This is a genomic window from Massilia timonae CCUG 45783 (genome assembly GCF_000315425.1).
Lineage (GTDB): Bacteria > Pseudomonadota > Gammaproteobacteria > Burkholderiales > Burkholderiaceae_D > Telluria > Telluria timonae.
Genome location: NZ_JH992925.1, coordinates 468,913 through 483,686, shown reverse-complemented (window position 1 = coordinate 483,686; position 14,774 = coordinate 468,913). Strand labels below are relative to the sequence as shown.

Here is a 14,774-nt window from a genome sequence, read left to right as displayed (position 1 = left end):
CTTATCGGGCTTTTTCGTAACTTAGAATATTACGTTAACGGGGTCGATGCAAGCGTCGGGGCGCACGTGAAGGCGATCCATTGCGCCTTCGTCTATAATTGACGCCTACTTTTGACGCGAACGTAACAGCACGCTGCATGCCCTTCGATCTCAAGAAGCACCTCCCCAAGCCAGGTCACCGTTTCGTCCTGCCGCTGGCGCACGGCTCGTCCGACGCCTATGCCCTCGCCACCGCCGCGCTGGCCCTGAAGGCCAACGGCCAGATGCTCACCGTCGTCGTCGCCAATGCGAGCGACGGCCAGCGCCTGCTCGACGAAATCCCCTGGTTTGCCGACGGCAAGCTGTCCTGCCACCTGCTGCCCGACTGGGAAACGCTGCCTTACGACGCGTTCTCGCCGCACCAGGACCTGGTGTCGGAACGGCTGGCCACCCTGCACGAGATCCGCAACGGCCAGTGCGACGTGCTGGTGGCGCCGGCCACCACGGCGCTGGTGCGCCTGGCGCCGCCCTCGTTCCTGGCCGCTTACACCTTCTTCTTCCGCCAGGGCGAACGCCTGGACGAGGCGAAGCTCAAGGCCCAGCTGACGCTGGCGGGCTATACCCACGTGTCGCAAGTGATGTCGCCCGGCGAGTACTCGGTGCGCGGCGGCCTGATCGACCTGTTCCCGATGGGTTCCGTGCTGCCGTACCGGCTCGACCTGTTCGGCGACGAGATCGAATCGATCCGCACCTTCGACGCCGACACCCAGCGCTCGCTGTATCCGGTGAAAGAGGTGCGCCTGCTGCCGGGCCGCGAGTTCCCGATGGACGACGCGGCCCGCACCGCCTTCCGCGGCCGCTGGCGCGAGCGGTTCGAGGGCGACCCGACCCGCTCGCCGATCTACCGCGACATCGGCAACGGCATCGCCTCGGCCGGCATCGAATACTACCTGCCGCTGTTCTTCGAAGAGACGGCCAACCTGTTCGACTACCTGCCGGGCGATGCTCCAGTGGCCCTGGTGGGCGACATCGACGCGGCGATCCAGCGCTTCTGGCTCGACACCGAGTCGCGCTACCGCTTCCTCAAGAGCGACCGCGAACGGCCGATCCTGGAGCCGCATGAGCTGTTCCTGGGCGCCGAGCAGTTCTTCACCTGCATCAAGCCGCATGGCCGCTGGAATATCGCGCGCGACCCGGCCGCCCCAGCCTCGGAGCTGTCGGCGCCGATCCCCGACATCGCCGTCAACCGCCGCCTGGACGATCCGCTGACCAATCTGCGCGCCTACCTGCAGCGCAGCGACACCCGCGTGATGATCTGCGCCGATTCGGCCGGCCGCCGCGAAACCTTGCAGCAGTACTTCGGCGAATACCGGCTGGAGCTGGCGCCGGTCGAGGGCTTCGAAGGCTTCCGCCAGAGCGACGCCAGACTCGCGCTGGGCGTGGCGCCGCTGCAGGCCGGCTTCGAGCTGCTCGACGCCGAATCGGGCCACCTGGTCTTCATCACCGAGACCGAGCTGTATGCGGGTTCGGGTCGGCGCGCCGGCAAGAAGAAGCAGGAAGCGACCAGCCAGGTCGAGTCGATGGTGCGCGACCTGTCGGAGCTCAAGATCGGCGATCCGGTGGTCCACATCAACCATGGCATCGGCCGCTACATGGGTCTGACCAGCATGGACCTGGGCGAAGGCGAGACCGAGTTCCTGCACCTGGAATACGCCAAGGACACGAAGCTCTACGTGCCGGTCTCGCAGCTGCACGTGATCTCGCGCTATTCCGGCACCTCGCCCGAGGACGCGCCGCTGCATACGCTCGGCTCGGGCCAATGGGAAAAGGCCAAGCGCAAGGCCGCCGAGCAGGTGCGCGACACCGCCGCCGAACTCCTGAACCTGTACGCGCGGCGCGCCGCGCGCCAGGGCCACTCGTTCGAGTACTCGAGCATCGACTACGAGAACTTCGCCCAGAGCTTCGGCTTCGACGAGACCCCGGACCAGGCGGAGGCGATCAACAACGTCATCAAGGACATGACCTCGGGCCGGCCGATGGACCGCCTGGTGTGCGGCGACGTCGGCTTCGGCAAGACCGAGGTCGCGCTGCGCGCCGCCTTCATCGCCGTCATGGGCGGCAAGCAGGTCGCGATCCTGGCCCCGACCACCCTGCTGGCCGAGCAGCACGCCCAGACCTTCGCCGACCGCTTCGCCGACTGGCCGGTCAAGATCGCCGAGCTGTCGCGTTTCCGCACCGGCAAGGAGATCAACAACGCGATCAAGGGCATGGCCGACGGCACGCTCGACATCGTGATCGGCACCCATAAACTGCTGTCGCCTGACGTGAAATTCACGCGCCTCGGGCTGGTGATCATCGACGAGGAACACCGCTTCGGCGTGCGCCAGAAAGAGGCGCTCAAGGCCCTGCGCGCCGAGGTCGACGTGCTGACGCTGACCGCCACGCCCATCCCGCGCACCCTGGGCATGGCGCTGGAAGGCTTGCGCGATTTCTCGATCATCGCCACCGCGCCGCAGAAGCGCCTGGCGATCAAGACGTTCGTGCGCAGCGAAGACGGCTCGATCATCCGCGAAGCCTGCCTGCGCGAACTGAAGCGCGGCGGCCAGATCTACTTCCTGCACAACGAAGTCGACACCATCGAGAACCGCCGCGCGATGCTGCAAGAGCTGCTCCCGGAGGCGCGCATCGGCGTGGCCCACGGCCAGATGCACGAGCGCGACCTCGAGAAGGTCATGCGCGACTTCGTGGCGCAGCGCTTCAACATCCTGCTGTGCACGACCATCATCGAGACCGGCATCGACGTGCCGACCGCGAACACGATCATCATGCACCGCGCCGACAAGTTCGGCCTGGCCCAGCTGCACCAGCTGCGCGGCCGCGTCGGCCGTTCGCACCACCAGGCCTATGCCTACCTCCTGGTGAACGACCTGTCGAACCTGACCAAGCAGTCGCAGCGCCGCCTGGACGCGATCCAGCAGATGGAAGAACTGGGCAGCGGCTTCTACCTCGCCATGCACGACCTGGAAATCCGCGGCGCCGGCGAGGTGCTGGGCGAGAACCAGTCCGGCGAGATGCTCGAAGTGGGCTTCCAGCTGTATTCCGACATGCTCAACGAGGCAGTGCGCGCGCTCAAGGCCGGCAAGGAGCCGGACCTGGCGGCGCCGCTGTCGTCGACCACCGAGATCAACCTGCACGTGCCGGCCCTGCTGCCCGCCGACTACTGCGGCGACGTGCACGAGCGGCTGTCGATCTACAAGCGCCTGGCCAATTGCGAGAGCCAGGACCGCATCGACGGCATGCAAGAGGAGTTGATCGACCGCTTCGGCAAGATGCCGGATGCGGTGAAGGCGCTGGTCGAGACGCACCGCCTGCGCATCGCGGCCAAGAGCGTGGGCATCGTCAAGATCGACGCCCATGGCGAGGCGGCCAGCCTGCAGTTCATGGAACAGCCGCCGATCGACCCGATCAAGATCATCACGCTGATCCAGAAGAACCGCCAGGTCAAGCTGGCCGGCCAGGACAAGCTGCGCATCACGGCCAGCATGCCCGACCTGGCGGCGCGCGTGAACCAGATCAAACAGACCATCAAACAACTGCTCGCCTGACGAGAACGACATTCATGACCACGAACCTGGTGCTGCAAGGACCGCAGGCTGACCAACAGACTCTCGAACGCCTGGCGCGGCTGGCCAAGCCGCAACGATTGACCGCGCTCGGCGCGCGCTGCCTGCGCGCCGAAGGCGTCGAATACAGCGCCGCGCTCAAGCAGGAGATCGACGCCGCCGCCTTCGAGGCCGGCGTCGACGCCACCTTCATCGCGGCCGGCCGCACATTGGCCGACTTCAGGCTGGTGGCGATGGACATGGATTCCACCCTGATCACCATCGAGTGCATCGACGAGATCGCCGACATGCAGGGCCTCAAGCCGCAGGTGGCCGCGATCACCGAGGCCGCGATGCGCGGCGAGCTCGATTTTTCGGAGAGCCTGACGCGGCGCGTCGCCTTGCTCGAGGGCCTGGACGCGGGCGCGCTGCAGCGCGTCTACGACGAACGCCTGCGCATCTCGATGGGCGGCGAAGCGATGCTGCAGGCGGTGCAGGCGGCCGGCCTCAAGACCCTGCTGGTGTCGGGCGGCTTCACCTTCTTCACCGACCGTCTCAAGCCGCGCCTGGGCCTGGACCACACCCACGCCAACGTGCTCGAAGTCATCGACGGCAGGCTGAGCGGCCGCGTGCTAGGCGGCATCGTCGACGCCGAGGAAAAGAAGCGCACGGTGCTGCGCGTGTGCGCGGAACTCGGCATCGATCCAGCGCAGGCGATCGTCATGGGCGACGGCGCCAACGACCTCAGGATGATGGGCGTCGCCGGCCTGTCGGTGGCCTTCCGCGCCAAGCCGGTGGTGCGCGAGCAGGCCAATGTCGCCCTCAATTTCTCGGGCCTGGACGGCTTGCTGAACATTCTCGCCTGACCTTTCTGCATTGCTGTTCCTGGGCATCTGCTGATTTTTAGCTGGCAACCCTGCCCATCAGAAATCCGCACGACGCAGCGCAAACAATATAAGCGACCGTACCCGCGTCGCATGCGCTCTGCGCTATCGTGGACTGGCGCGCGTACCGCGACCGCCAGTTCTCGACCTTACTCAGGAGCCCGCCATGTCCCTTCCGGATTCCAGTGCTTCCGACTCCCCTGTCACTCCTTCCCCGTCGCAGCTCGAGGCCGGCCATGGCGTCGACCAGAGCCGACGACGCATCCTGCTCGGCGCGCCGGCCCTGGCGGGCGCGCTGGCCGCGCCGATGGCCGACGTGCAGGCCCAGGCGGGCCTGCCCGAGCGCTGGAGCGCGTGCTGGGGCTGCGCGCCGGCCGGCCCGCCGCCGTCCGCCTCGCTGCTGACCTTCACCAACCAGACCTTGCGCCTGATCGTGCGCACCAGCCTCGGCGGCAACCGCATCCGCATCCGGCTGTCGAACGAGATGGGCGATACCGCGTTGCGGCTGACCGGGGCCCACGTCGGCCTGCGCGCCGGCGGCGCCGTCGTCACCGCCGGCACCAGCCGCCAGCTCACCTTCGGCGGGCGCACCGCGGTCACGATTCCAGCCGGCGCGCCGGTGGTGTCCGATCCGGTCTCGCTGCCGGTGGCGCCGCTCACCGACCTCGCGATCAGCCTGTATTTCCCCGGCACGGTGCAGGCGAGCACGATCCATAACGCCGCCTACCAGGCCAGCTATGCCTCGACCACGGGCGACTTCGGCGCCCAGGCCTCGCTCCCGGTCCAGCGCGCCTTCGCCTCCTGGCCCTTCCTCACCGAAGTCGACGTCGACCGCGCCGCGCCGGTGCTGGTGGCGGTGGGCGACTCCGTCACCGACGGCGTGGGCAGCACCTCGAACGGCAACCGGCGCTGGCCCGACTTCCTGGCGCGCCGCATCCAGCTGGAGCTCGGCAGCAATCGCATCGGCGTCGTCAACCGCGGCATCTCGGCCAACCGCATGCTGGCCGATACGCCCACCGCCCTGTTGGCCGGCAAGGACTTGCTGGAGCGTTTCGACCGCGACGTGCTGTCCACCGCCGGCGTAGGCGGGCTGGCGGTGCTGATCGGCATCAACGACATCGTCTACAGCCCGTCGTCGGCGCCGATCCCGGTCGACGACCTGATTGCCGGCTACTTGCAGCTGGTGGCGCGCGCCCACCTGCATGGCATCCCGGTGCTCGGCGCGACCTTGCCGCCCTTCCTCGGCTTCGTCTACTACACCCCGGCGCGCGAGGCGGTGCGGCAGGCGGCCAATGCCTGGATGCGCAGCGCGCTGCCGTTCGACCTGCTGGCCGACGTCGACCTGGCGCTGCGCGATCCGAACGATCCGCAGCGGCTGCGCGCCGCGTACGACAGCGGCGACCGCCTGCACCCGAACGACGTCGGGTACGAGGCGCTGGCCGCGGCGGTGCCGCTGGCGGCGCTGTCGTCGCTGATGGGCGCCTAGCGCCCTGCCGCGACGGGGCGCCATGTAACAGGGTGTAATTGCATAAGCACACTGCCAGGGTAGCCCGTATGATGGCAACATCAGGAGGACCGCCATGAAAAATATCGCCATCATTCTCGGGTCACTCGGCCTGCTGGCCGGCTGCGCCGCGCCCGGCCCGACGTATACCTACGCGCAACCGTCCGATCCCAGCCAATGGCGGGTCGTGTCCGTCACCCCGGTGCCGGTCGGCACCGGCGCCCAGGTCGCGGCCTCCGGCCAGGGCGGGGTCGTCACCTCGACGCCGATCGCCACTGCGGCGCCAGGCTCGGGCTGGACGACGACGTCGGTGACGCCGGTCTATCGCACCCAGCAACCGGTGGTCGTGCAGCAACAACCGGTGTGGGTGCAGCAGCCGCCGGTCTATGTGCCGCAGCCGGTGGTCGTCGAGCAGCCGCGCTACTGGTATCCGCCGATCTCGATCGGCCTGGGCTTCGACTTCGGCCGCAGCAGCTGGCATGGTCACCGCCATCGTGGCTGGGGTGCGAGTATCGGGACGCGCTGGCCTTACGGCTGGTAAGCAACAAAGAAGAAACAAAGCCGGCGCATGCCGGCTTTGTCGCCTTTATGCCCGGCTCAATGATCGTTGTTGCCTGGGCAGTCAAACCACGGCAGCGCTGAACGACTCCGGCCGCCGCGCAAGCAGATGAGACAGCCGTTGAAGACCCGCCTGCAAACGTCCACGGTCCTTGATGCTGCCCAGGGAAATGCGGATCGCGTTCACGGCTGCGCCGCCGGTGGCGAATGTTTCCGCCGGCGTGACCGCGATGCCCTCGCTGTCGGCCGCCCGCGCCAGCTGCGAGGAGCTCCAGTACGCCGGCAACTCGAGCCAGACGTGCAGGCCGTCACCGAGGCCGCGATCGCGCCCCGCCAGGATATCCCGCGCCATCCGCTGGCGCAGGCGCGCCTCGTTACGCACGCCGTGCATCAATCCCTCGGCCGAACCGTCGAGGATCCACTGGGTCGCCAGCGCGGCGCTCAAGGGGCCGACCATCAGCGCGAATGATCTCAGCGCGGCCAGGAAACGTTCACGTTCGTGCGGATCGCGAATCAGCACGAAAGCGACACGCAAGCCGGGCGTCAGGCATTTCGACAGGGTCGAGACGTAGACCACCTGTTGCGGGGCGAATGTGGCGACAGGCGGTGGCGCAGCGTCGGCCAGGAGCCAGTAGGGATCGTCCTCGAGGATGCGCACATTGCAGCGCTGCGCGATCGCGGCGAGTTCCTTGCGCCGGCGTTCCGGCATGGTGATGGCGGTCGGATTCTGCAGCGTGGGATTGAGGTAGACCAGCCCGGGCCGATGCCGACGGCACGCCTCCTCGAGCATCCCGGGCACCATCCCGTGCCGGTCCGCTTCGACTGCGACGATTCGGCGGCCGAACTGGGTCGCGGCGGCGCGCAAGCCGGGATACGTCGTCGGCTCCGCCAGGATGACGGCGCCGGGCTCCGTCAGTGCCAGGATGGCGGCGGCGATGGCCGCTTGCGCGCCCGGACAGACGACGAGCTGGCCGGGATCCAGCTGTCCAAACATCGGTGCGAGCCATGTCGCGCCGGCCTTGCGGTCGGCGTCGCTGCCCCCGCCAAGGTGATACGTCATCAGCAATTCACTGTCCGCACTCATCAACACCTGGGACAAACCTTGCTTCATCAAATCGTCGAAGTCCACGCCAGCCGGCGGCGGCGGCGTGTTCATGCTCAGGTCGAGGATCGGGTTCAGTTCGACTTTCGGCGCCGCGACATACGTGCCCCGGGCGCCCCGACCTTCCAGCAAGTTGCGGCGCCTGGCTTCATCGTAGGCGCGCGTGATCGTCGTCAAATCGACGTGCAACTGCGCTGCCAGCTGGCGCTGCGGCGGTAGACGATCGCCCGGCTTCAGCGATCCATCCACCAGCGCCGCCTGCAAGGCATCGGCAATCTGTAAGAACCGGGGTCCGCCGTGCACGGCCAGGCGCGGCAACCAGCCTGGCGCCTGATCATCTTGTATGGCTTTCAACTGGGACATTTTGTCTCGATGTATGGAGATTGCTTTCAAGTAGTATGCCTCAACATGCTGGCACCTACGCCATACAAATCAACGACCCGAGGCCGCGTTCCTCGATTCAGTGTCAAGTAAATAGCCGGGAAGTACTCAACATCATGGAATGGATCCCTGTCGTCTTCGTCATCTTCAAGGGACTCGTGCTGGGCACGGGCATGTTCTTCGCCATCAAGTGGCATTACGACCAGGGGAAGAAAGGGAAGATCGAGGAGAGGCGCGCGGTGCTGCGCGCGGCGGCCAAGGTAGCCGCCATCTTCGTGCTGTCGCTGCTGGGGCTGGCACTTCTCACCTACGTCATTGTCACCAGGCTCAGTCTGGACCTGGGCCTGTCATGACGACGAGGGCGAGCGCCGGGAGCGGCTCGCTGCCCTCCCGGTGTTCTGTCGCCTACTGAGCATCAATGCCCGTGCTGGCGCTCGTACTCGTCGGCTTCGGCCTTGGTGGCGTGGATGATGCCATCCGGATGCTCCGGCGGGGTGTACAGGGTGTACAGACGCATCGGCTCGGTCTTCGAGGTATTGATGACGTTGTGCTCGGTGCCGGCCGGAATCACCACGGCGACGCCGTCTTCCAGCTTGTGCTCTTCGCCGTCCAGCAGCGCCACACCCTCGCCCGCTTCGACGCGGATGAACTGGTCGTGGCCATCGTGGTGCTCGAGGCCGATCTCCTCGCCCGGCTGCAGCGTCATGATGACCAGCTGGCTGCGCTTGGTGGTGTACAGCACTTCGCGGAAGTTGTTTCCTGCAAGCGTTTTTTCTTCAATATTGATGCTATAGCCCGACATGGGATTCTCCAGGATGCTGCGCGCAGGAACAAAACCGCGCGCGGTGGTTCACGGGCGGCCGATGCCGCTCTGTCATCGATTGTATAAGAGCCGGACGGTTCGCGTACAGGCCAGGCCCGCAGCGCACCCATTGCGCGTCAGCCTGCGCCAAACAGGTCATGGGCATCGAGGACCGCCCAGGCGATCTCGGGCCGCTCGGCCAGGCGCCGCCGCACCGCCGCCGGCACCGACTGGCGCAGCTTCTTGCACAGGCCCGGACGCTCCTCGAGCACGATCAGGATGCCGCGCACGGTGCGCACCTCGTTGGGGCCGGGCGCGATGCGCAGCTCGCTGCCGACGTTCTTGCGGATCAGGTTTTGCACGTGCCGCAGGTCGGCATAGCTGTCGACGCGTTCGATGCGCTCGATCAGCTTTTGCTCTTGCTGGCGCGTGATCAGGAGGGGACGCTGGTCGGCCGCCGGGTCGGCCAGCACCCGTTCGCGCTCGCACACGCAGGCGCCCGGCGGGCATTCGACCCGCAGGGGCATGCCGGCGGTCAACGCCGGAGAATGGGATGAGGCTGCGGCAGAGGTAGTCACGCTCACGGATGGAAGTCGGATTCCTCCGGCGATTCTACATCGGCAAAGTCGTCCAGGGGGCCTTCGCTGCGCTGGCCGAGCGCCGCCAGCAGCGCCGCCATGCGCTGGTAGTGCGAACCCTTCCAGTAGACCCGCAGGCAGTTGTCGCAGGTGGTGAAGCTGTCGTGCAGCGCGCGCACCGACGCCGGCAGGCGATCGAGCACGCTCGCCTTGTCGACCGCGCGCAGCGGCAGGTTGCAGTGCAGGCAGAGCGAGAACGGGCGCGCGCCGCCGGCCAGGTCGAGCCGCCCGAACAGCTCGCGCAGCTGCTGCGGCGGATCGAGGGCGTGGATATAGCAGCCGTGCACGATCGAGCGCCGCTTGAGCAGCTCGCGATCGCGCGTCAGGACGATGCGGTCGTCGTTTTCGGCCAGGTCCGCGACGTCGTCGTCGTGGTAATGGTTGTCATACAGCGTGTCGTAGCCGGCCATGCGCAGCAGGCGCGCCAGGCCGCCCAGGTGCGCGTCGGCGACGAAGCGCATGCGCTCGCGCGCGCGCTCGCGCAGCCGCTCCGGCCCCACGCCGCCATGCGGGCCGACTTCCAGCAGCGCGAAGCGCGAATACACGGCAACGTGGTCGCCATCTTCCAGCATCCGGTCGAATCCGCTTTCGGCCCCATTGACCAGCACCATCTCGACCTCTGTATGCGGCACGCCGAGCGCCTCGATCATGTGCTTGGTGGTCGACCGGCGCGCGCAATCGGCGGCGAAGGTACGGCCGCGCCGCTCGCGCGGCAGGAACTCGCTTAGTTCCTGATAGAAACGAAAAGTCGCGGTCACCATGATGCCGGCAGTATCGCAAAATCCTGGATTACCTGCACAACCTATCCGTGCATCAATTCCAACGCATTCGGGACGGACGCGCCTTCCGCCGTATTGTCGAAGATGCACCATACTTTGCGCCCCTGGGAAACCAGCGCATCGAATTCGGCGCGCCAGCGTGCGATCTCTTGTTGCGGATAGCGCGAGTAATAGATGCGCGGCGTGCCGTGCAGGCGCACGTAGACCTCGCTGTCGCTGGTGGGCTCGTGCGGTCCCGGCTGGCCGGCGGCCGGATCGGCGATCACGCGGATCACGCCGCACTCGCGCAGCAAGTCCGTGGCCGGCTGCGAGAACCAGCTCGCATGGCGCGCCTCGAAGGCGATGCTGCAGGCAAAGCGCGCGCGCAGGCCATCGAAGAAGGCGTGCGCCGGCGCGTCGGTGAAGCCGAAGCGCGGCGGCAGCTGCACCAGCAGGCAGCCGAGCTTGTCGCCCAGCATGCAGGCTTCGCGCTGGAAGCGGTCGAGCTGCTCGTCGACCTCGAGCAGGCGCGCCTCATGCGTCATGGCGCGCGGCACCTTGACGGCGAAGCGAAAGTCGTCCGGGACGCTCGCGGCCCAGCGGGCATAGGTTTCCGGCTTGTGCGGCTTGTAGAACGAGGAATTGATTTCCACCGTGGGGAAAACGGCGGCATAGCGTTCCAGGTGGCTTCCCTCGACGGGAAAAGCGTCGGCGCAAGCCTTGGGCAGGCTCCAGCCGGCGCAGCCGACGAGCAGGCGCGCGGGCGATTCGGATTGAGGCATGGGACTATCGTGGTCGTGTCGTTTCCACAATTCTATGCAAGTCGGGCCGGGCGCGGCGCATGGCTGGGGCGGCGACGCCATTGCGCGGCGCCGCTTACAATACCGTCATCGCACACCGAAGGAGAACCCCATGAGCGACCCGCTCCACGTCGTCTGCCCACACTGCGATGCGGTCAACCGCATGCCGCAGGCGCGCCTGCAGGACGCCCCTACTTGCGGCAAATGTTCGCAAGCCATCTTCAGCGGCCGTCCGCTGGACGTCGACAGCGCCCGCTTCGAGCGCCACGTGGGGCGCAACGACATCCCGGTGCTGGTCGACTTCTGGGCCGAATGGTGCGGTCCGTGCAAGATGATGGCGCCGGCGTATGCCCAGGCCGCCCAGCGACTGGAGCCGCAGGTGCGCCTGCTGAAGGTCGATACCGAGCGCTCGCAGGACCTGTCCGCACGCTTCGCGATCCGCAGCATCCCGACGCTCGCGCTGTTCAAGGGCGGACGCGAGATCGCGCGCCAGTCGGGCGCCATGGATGCGGGGCGGCTCGCGGCCTGGGTCCAGCAACATGTAGGTTGAATCCTTCGTGATTCGGGCCGGCATGACCCGGGCCTGCGCGATCGACGCTGCTACAATGGCAACGAACGGGGCCGATCCCGTCCTTATGAGGAGCCATTATGTCGCAAGAACTGGTTTTGGAACGAGGCGTCGAGGACAACAAGCAGTGGGCGCGCATCCTGTACGTCATCCACGCGCTGACGTTCTTCTTTTCGCTCGGGATGCTGTCGATCGTCCCGGTGATCATCAACTACATCAAGCGCCCGGAAACCGCGGGAACGATGGTCCACAGCCATCACACCTGGATGATCCGCTCGTTCTGGTGGTACGTGGCCTGGATGGCGGTCGGCGGCGTGCTGTTCATGACCGTGATCGGCATTCCGATCGCCTACCTGCTCTGGTTCGTGGTCTGGGTGTGGAAGGCCTACCGCCTGGTGCGCGGCTTCCTCGACCTGAACAGTAACCGGGCGATGCCGGTTTAAAAACGAATGGGGCCGACGAGGCCCCATTTTCAGTTTACAGCTGGCCGAATGCCCGTTCCAGGTCGGCGATCAGGTCGCCTGGCTCTTCCAGCCCGACATTGAAGCGCACCAGCACGCCGGGATCGATCCACTTGTCGCGCAGACTCTTGATCCGGTACGGCATCACCAGGCTGTTCGGTCCGCCCCAGCTGTAGCCGATGCCGAACAGGCGCAAGGCGTCGACCATGCGGTCGACCTGGGCTTCATCGTAGCGCGGATCGAACACGACCGAGAACAGTCCACCGGCTCCCTTGAAATCGCGTTTCCACAATGCGTGGCCGGGGCAATCCTCGAACGCCGGATGCAACACCTTGCTCACTTCAGGCCGCGCCTTGAACCAGGCCGCCAACTCGCGCGCGCTGGCGTCGTGGCGCTCGAAGCGCAGCTTCATCGTCGGCAGGCCGCGCTGCACCAGGTAGGCGTCGTCCGGGCTCACGCCCATCCCGAGCCGCATATGCGCCTGGGCGATGCGGTCGTTCAGCGCCTTGTCGCGCGTGATCACGGCGCCCATCAAGAGGTCCGCGCCGCCCGACTGGTACTTGGTCAGCGCATGCATGACGATGTCGACGCCGTGGTCGAAGCCGCGCAGGGCCAGCCCGGCCGCCCAGGTGTTGTCCAGCGCGACGACCACGCCGCGCGCATGGGCCGCCTGGCACAGGGCCGGCAGGTCCGGCACTTCCATCGACACCGATCCCGGCGCCTCGGTCCACAGCAACTTCGTGTTCGGCCGGATCAGCTCCGCGATGCCGGCCCCGATCATGGGGTCGTAGTAGCGCGCCGACACGCCGAAGTCCTGGGTCAGCCAGCGTCCCAGCTCGCGGTTCGGGTTGTAGACGTTATCCGGCAGCAGGACGTCGTCGCCGCTCTTGAGCAAGGCGAAGTCGACCATCGCGATCGCCGCCAGGCCCGAGGGCGTCAGCAAGCAATGCGCGCCGCCTTCGATCTCGGCCAGCTTGGCCTCGAGCGTAAACGTGGTCGGCGTGCCGTGCAGGCCATAGGTATACGCCTGCTTGTCGCGCCACTCGGTCGAGCGCATCGCCGCGGTGTTCGGAAACAGCACCGTCGACGCGCGGTGGATGCCGGGCGGGAAGGCATCGAAGCCGCTCGGCGCGACGTAGTCGCTATGGATCAGGGTGGTCTGGATCGACTTCTCGTTCATAGGACTCGCGCGCCGGGGTTGTGATGAATGCTTCAGAGCGGGTTGGCCCACAGGTCGTGGGCATCGGCGCGGGTCACGACCACGTCGGCGAACTGGCCGACCGCCAGCTTCTGCTTGCCCGGCACCAGCGGACGCTTGATGTGGACCACGCCGTCGATTTCCGGCGCATCTGCGGCCGAGCGACCGATCGCTTCGCGCGGGACGACTTCGTCGACCAGCACGCGCAAGGTCTTGCCGACCTTCGCCTGCAGGCGCTTGGCCGAGATTTCCTCTTGCAGCAGCATCACGCGCGCGCGGCGCTCCTCGCGCACTTCTTCGGGCACCGGATTGGCCAGCTCGTTGGCGGTCGCGCCTTCGACCGGCGAATAGGCGAAGCAGCCCAGGCGGTCGATCTGCGCTTCCTTCAGGAAGTCCAGCAGGTATTCGAACTCGGCCTCGGTCTCGCCCGGGAAGCCGGCAATAAAGGTCGAGCGGATCGTCAGGTCCGGGTTCATCTTGCGCCAGTTGAGGATGCGCTCGAGGTTCTTCTCGCCGCTGGCCGGGCGCTTCATGCGCTTCAACACATCGGGATGCGCATGCTGCATCGGGATGTCGAGGTAAGGCAGCACATGGCCGTCGCCCATGAACGGGATCGCCTGGTCGACGTGCGGGTAAGGATAGACGTAGTGCAGGCGCACCCACGCATCGTACTGGCGCGCCAGCTGGCCCAGCGCTTCGACCAGCTGCGTCATGTGGGTCTTGATCGGACGGCCGTTCCAGAAGCCGGTGCGGAACTTGACGTCGACGCCGTAGGCGGACGTGTCCTGCGAGATCACCAGCAGTTCCTTGACGCCGGCCTTGAACAGGTTCTCGGCCTCGAGCAGCACCTCGTCGATGCGGCGCGACACCAGGTCGCCGCGCATCGACGGGATGATGCAGAAGCTGCAGCGGTGGTTGCAGCCTTCGGAAATCTTCAGGTAGGCGTAGTGCTTGGGCGTGAGCTTGACGCCGTGGTCCGGCACCAGGTCGATGAACGGGTCGTGCGGTTTCGGCAGGTGCAGGTGCACCGATTCCATCACCTCGGTCACGGCGTGCGGGCCGGTCACGGCCAGCACCTTCGGGTGCACCTTGGTGATGATGTCGTCGCCCGCGGCATCCTTCTTGGCGCCCAGGCAGCCGGTGACGATCACCTTGCCATTCTCGGCCAGCGCCTCGCCGATCGCGTCGAGCGACTCCTGCACCGCGGCGTCGATGAAGCCGCAGGTGTTGACGATCACCAGGTCGGCGCCGTCGTACGACTTGGCGGTCTGGTAGCCTTCGGCGCGCAGCTGGGTCAGGATCTGCTCGGAATCGACCAGCGCCTTCGGGCAGCCGAGCGAGACGAAGCCGACCTTCGGCGCAGTCACACCCGCGGCTGGCGTCGGGATGACGATGGCTGGGGCTTTCGCGGCGGCCGCGATGCTGCTGGAGTTGGCAGAAGGATTACGACGGAGTTCAGGCATGGGCGGACGACAAATGATTTGGGCAATCCGCGATTGTACCTGAACCCGGGGACCCGGTGGGAGCGCCGGGCCGGCG

The 14,774-nt window shown here is 66.7% G+C and carries 14 protein-coding genes; 7 read left to right on the top strand and 7 right to left on the bottom strand.

What is annotated here, in order from left to right; translation table 11 throughout:
• Window positions 1–137 precede the first annotated feature (137 nt).
• The 4 genes from mfd to HMPREF9710_RS22405 all read left to right on the top strand — a co-directional run bounded on the left by mfd (window position 138) and on the right by HMPREF9710_RS22405 (window position 6,510).
• Entirely contained in the window at window positions 138–3,584 is a 3,447-nt protein-coding gene (gene mfd, locus HMPREF9710_RS22420) for a transcription-repair coupling factor (RefSeq protein WP_005670207.1), read from the top strand.
• 14 nt (window positions 3,585–3,598) lie between these two features.
• Window positions 3,599–4,447: a phosphoserine phosphatase SerB gene (serB, locus tag HMPREF9710_RS22415; RefSeq protein WP_005670205.1), complete on the top strand. Its 849-nt coding sequence runs from the start codon at window positions 3,599–3,601 to the stop codon at window positions 4,445–4,447.
• Window positions 4,448–4,631: 184 nt separating this feature from the next.
• Window positions 4,632–5,951, top strand: coding sequence for an SGNH/GDSL hydrolase family protein (locus tag HMPREF9710_RS22410; RefSeq protein ID WP_005670203.1), 1,320 nt, complete (start codon window positions 4,632–4,634; stop codon window positions 5,949–5,951).
• Window positions 5,952–6,045: 94 nt separating this feature from the next.
• A complete protein-coding gene (locus tag HMPREF9710_RS22405; protein ID WP_005670200.1) occupies window positions 6,046–6,510 on the top strand; it encodes a hypothetical protein in 465 nt (154 codons plus the stop codon).
• Window positions 6,511–6,591: 81 nt separating this feature from the next.
• On the opposite strand, the gene HMPREF9710_RS22400 is transcribed toward HMPREF9710_RS22405, so the two are convergent.
• On the bottom strand, window positions 6,592–7,992 hold the full coding sequence (locus HMPREF9710_RS22400; RefSeq protein WP_005670198.1) for an aminotransferase-like domain-containing protein: 1,401 nt from the start codon (window positions 7,990–7,992) through the stop codon (window positions 6,592–6,594).
• A gap of 134 nt (window positions 7,993–8,126) precedes the next feature.
• Between HMPREF9710_RS22400 and HMPREF9710_RS22395 the strand changes: the two genes are divergently transcribed.
• The gene (locus tag HMPREF9710_RS22395; RefSeq protein WP_005670196.1) at window positions 8,127–8,363 is read left to right on the top strand and encodes a hypothetical protein; all 237 of its coding nucleotides are present in this window, start codon (window positions 8,127–8,129) and stop codon (window positions 8,361–8,363) included.
• A 62-nt stretch (window positions 8,364–8,425) separates the two neighbouring features.
• Here HMPREF9710_RS22395 and HMPREF9710_RS22390 read toward each other — a convergent pair whose 3' ends face one another.
• From HMPREF9710_RS22390 to HMPREF9710_RS22375, 4 genes are all read right to left on the bottom strand, one after another.
• Complete coding sequence (locus HMPREF9710_RS22390; protein WP_005670194.1) at window positions 8,426–8,812, bottom strand: cupin domain-containing protein; 387 nt, start codon at window positions 8,810–8,812, stop codon at window positions 8,426–8,428.
• Window positions 8,813–8,949: 137 nt separating this feature from the next.
• Window positions 8,950–9,339, bottom strand: a complete 390-nt coding sequence (locus tag HMPREF9710_RS22385) for a hypothetical protein (protein WP_005670193.1) — start codon at window positions 9,337–9,339, stop codon at window positions 8,950–8,952.
• A gap of 53 nt (window positions 9,340–9,392) precedes the next feature.
• Window positions 9,393–10,211 carry a Mut7-C RNAse domain-containing protein gene (locus HMPREF9710_RS22380; protein ID WP_005670191.1) on the bottom strand — a complete coding sequence of 273 codons (819 nt, stop codon included), beginning with the start codon at window positions 10,209–10,211 and terminating at the stop codon, window positions 9,393–9,395.
• 41 nt (window positions 10,212–10,252) lie between these two features.
• Window positions 10,253–10,990 (bottom strand): DUF72 domain-containing protein, encoded by a 738-nt coding sequence (locus HMPREF9710_RS22375; protein ID WP_005670189.1) that lies wholly within the window; start codon window positions 10,988–10,990, stop codon window positions 10,253–10,255.
• A 130-nt stretch (window positions 10,991–11,120) separates the two neighbouring features.
• On the opposite strand from HMPREF9710_RS22375, the gene trxC reads away from it, so the two are divergent.
• A complete protein-coding gene (trxC, locus tag HMPREF9710_RS22370) occupies window positions 11,121–11,558 on the top strand; it encodes a thioredoxin TrxC (RefSeq protein WP_005670187.1) in 438 nt (145 codons plus the stop codon).
• Between the two features lie 98 nt (window positions 11,559–11,656).
• Window positions 11,657–12,019, top strand: a complete 363-nt coding sequence (locus HMPREF9710_RS22365) for a DUF4870 family protein (protein ID WP_005670185.1) — start codon at window positions 11,657–11,659, stop codon at window positions 12,017–12,019.
• A gap of 34 nt (window positions 12,020–12,053) precedes the next feature.
• Here the strand turns inward: HMPREF9710_RS22365 and HMPREF9710_RS22360 are convergent, their stop codons facing one another.
• Both HMPREF9710_RS22360 and rimO read right to left on the bottom strand, forming a co-directional pair.
• Window positions 12,054–13,217, bottom strand: a complete 1,164-nt coding sequence (locus tag HMPREF9710_RS22360) for a cystathionine beta-lyase (RefSeq protein WP_005670184.1) — start codon at window positions 13,215–13,217, stop codon at window positions 12,054–12,056.
• Window positions 13,218–13,249: 32 nt separating this feature from the next.
• Window positions 13,250–14,698: a 30S ribosomal protein S12 methylthiotransferase RimO gene (gene rimO / locus HMPREF9710_RS22355; protein WP_005670182.1), complete on the bottom strand. Its 1,449-nt coding sequence runs from the start codon at window positions 14,696–14,698 to the stop codon at window positions 13,250–13,252.
• Window positions 14,699–14,774 lie beyond the last annotated feature (76 nt).

Coding starts and splice junctions, on each gene's coding strand:
- mfd (WP_005670207.1), top strand. CDS start 138: ATGCCCTTCGATCTCAAGAAGCACCTCCCCAAGCCAGGTCACCGTTTC.
- serB (WP_005670205.1), top strand. CDS start 3,599: ATGACCACGAACCTGGTGCTGCAAGGACCGCAGGCTGACCAACAGACT.
- HMPREF9710_RS22410 (WP_005670203.1), top strand. CDS start 4,632: ATGTCCCTTCCGGATTCCAGTGCTTCCGACTCCCCTGTCACTCCTTCC.
- HMPREF9710_RS22405 (WP_005670200.1), top strand. CDS start 6,046: ATGAAAAATATCGCCATCATTCTCGGGTCACTCGGCCTGCTGGCCGGC.
- HMPREF9710_RS22400 (WP_005670198.1), bottom strand. CDS start 7,992: ATGTCCCAGTTGAAAGCCATACAAGATGATCAGGCGCCAGGCTGGTTG.
- HMPREF9710_RS22395 (WP_005670196.1), top strand. CDS start 8,127: ATGGAATGGATCCCTGTCGTCTTCGTCATCTTCAAGGGACTCGTGCTG.
- HMPREF9710_RS22390 (WP_005670194.1), bottom strand. CDS start 8,812: ATGTCGGGCTATAGCATCAATATTGAAGAAAAAACGCTTGCAGGAAAC.
- HMPREF9710_RS22385 (WP_005670193.1), bottom strand. CDS start 9,339: ATGCCCCTGCGGGTCGAATGCCCGCCGGGCGCCTGCGTGTGCGAGCGC.
- HMPREF9710_RS22380 (WP_005670191.1), bottom strand. CDS start 10,211: ATGGTGACCGCGACTTTTCGTTTCTATCAGGAACTAAGCGAGTTCCTG.
- HMPREF9710_RS22375 (WP_005670189.1), bottom strand. CDS start 10,990: ATGCCTCAATCCGAATCGCCCGCGCGCCTGCTCGTCGGCTGCGCCGGC.
- trxC (WP_005670187.1), top strand. CDS start 11,121: ATGAGCGACCCGCTCCACGTCGTCTGCCCACACTGCGATGCGGTCAAC.
- HMPREF9710_RS22365 (WP_005670185.1), top strand. CDS start 11,657: ATGTCGCAAGAACTGGTTTTGGAACGAGGCGTCGAGGACAACAAGCAG.
- HMPREF9710_RS22360 (WP_005670184.1), bottom strand. CDS start 13,217: ATGAACGAGAAGTCGATCCAGACCACCCTGATCCATAGCGACTACGTC.
- rimO (WP_005670182.1), bottom strand. CDS start 14,698: ATGCCTGAACTCCGTCGTAATCCTTCTGCCAACTCCAGCAGCATCGCG.